Below are 1,366 nucleotides of genomic sequence, written 5' to 3'. Positions count from 1 at the left end.
GGTTCCGCATCGGTTTCGATGCCCTGCGAAACCATATCATCCATCAGCCCAAAAACGCTGAACTCGCATGGACAACCGCTTGCCCAAAACGCTTCCGCCAAACTTGAGTCGTGTACTGTGGTTTCGAAGAAAAACGGAAACGGTCTAAGCTGCGATCCCCTCACGTTCCCTCATCGGGAATGTTCAGCAGATGTCCGCACGCCTTGCAGTGAACCGCATCGGCGTCGTGACGCTGGAGGCCACAGTGCGTGCAGGGAAATCTGACCTTGTGCGGACGGACAATCGTCTGGGCGAGCCGCACGAACAGCGAAATGCCGATGATCATCGTGACGATCGACGTCAGCTTGCCGGCCGTTCCCGGCAAGGTGATGTCGCCAAATCCGGTCGTGGTGACCGTGGCCACGGTAAAATAAAGCGCATCGATGAAACCTTCTCCACCTTCCTGACCATAGAAGAAGGAGCTGTAGACGAATCCTGAGACGATGAAGAGGAACACAAGGAAGCTCAGACAAGCGCGAACAACGTCGAGCAGATGGCTGTAGCCCAGCCTGCGCAATACCTCCTGCAAGATGTTGCTATGGCCGATCGCCCAGATTCGCATGGCTCGAAGGAATGCGAAATTGAGCAGGACATGCGGAAACAGGAGCGTCGCCAGGATGAAGAGGTCGACCCAGTTCATGAAGCGCCGGGCGAAGGTTTTGAAATCCCCCGCAAGGATCGCGCGCGCGCAAATCTCGACGGCGATCCAGACCGCGATCATGTAGTCGATGATCAAATAGGATCGCGCATCATGGAGATAGGGGCCAAACAGAAAGAAGGCGAGGATCGCCAAATCGACGACAGCCAGAAAACCCTGCACCCGAAGGGCGCGAATATCCCGTCCGCGTTGCAGCCAAAGCAACCAGCTTCGGAGGCCCTTAATTATCGCTGAGAAACGACGTTGAGTTGAAGGCTGGTAGCTCATCGAATGAAAGTATCAGCGCCAAGGTCTTAGTAAAGACCTCGGACCGATGTCGCGTCGGCGCTTGACCTTAAGTGCCTCGCGGATCGGGGAGGGCGCCGGCCAGGAATTTGCCCGTTCGCACGGATGGATAGAGGCTTTCAAATAGCCATGCCGGAACCGCCGGAGGAGGAAATCCCCGGTTGAGCGGCATGTCGTTTCGGACGGGGCGCCTGAAGTTGCCTCGTGAAACTAAAATAAATGGCGCCTTCCGGCACCCCGTTCGGCGGTTTATGCCCGCAACTCTGGTCTCTCTGCGACCCTCGCCACCTCCATCGGCAGCGAGAAACCATGTGTGCCGCACAGGCACGTCCGGAGCGAAACCCGACAACGCGTCTCCACGCCGCCGCCGTCTCCGGAGGGAGA

At 57.5% G+C, this 1,366-nt stretch carries 1 protein-coding gene; it reads right to left on the bottom strand.

Annotated elements, in window-relative coordinates; translation table 11 throughout:
• Positions 1-160: 160 nt before the first annotated feature.
• A complete protein-coding gene (locus AB4048_RS28720; RefSeq protein WP_442205337.1) occupies positions 161-964 on the bottom strand; it encodes a potassium channel family protein in 804 nt (267 codons plus the stop codon).
• Positions 965-1,366: the final 402 nt, after the last annotated feature.

It is taken from the genome of Rhizobium sp. RAF56 (assembly GCF_052113965.1).
In the GTDB taxonomy this organism is placed as follows: Bacteria; Pseudomonadota; Alphaproteobacteria; order Rhizobiales; family Rhizobiaceae; genus Rhizobium.
This window is presented reverse-complemented; position numbering and strand designations above follow the sequence as displayed.

What these genes read in the sequence shown, in the direction of transcription:
- AB4048_RS28720 (WP_442205337.1), bottom strand. Translation starts at nt 964, where the DNA reads ATGAGCTACCAGCCTTCAACTCAACGTCGTTTCTCAGCGATAATTAAG.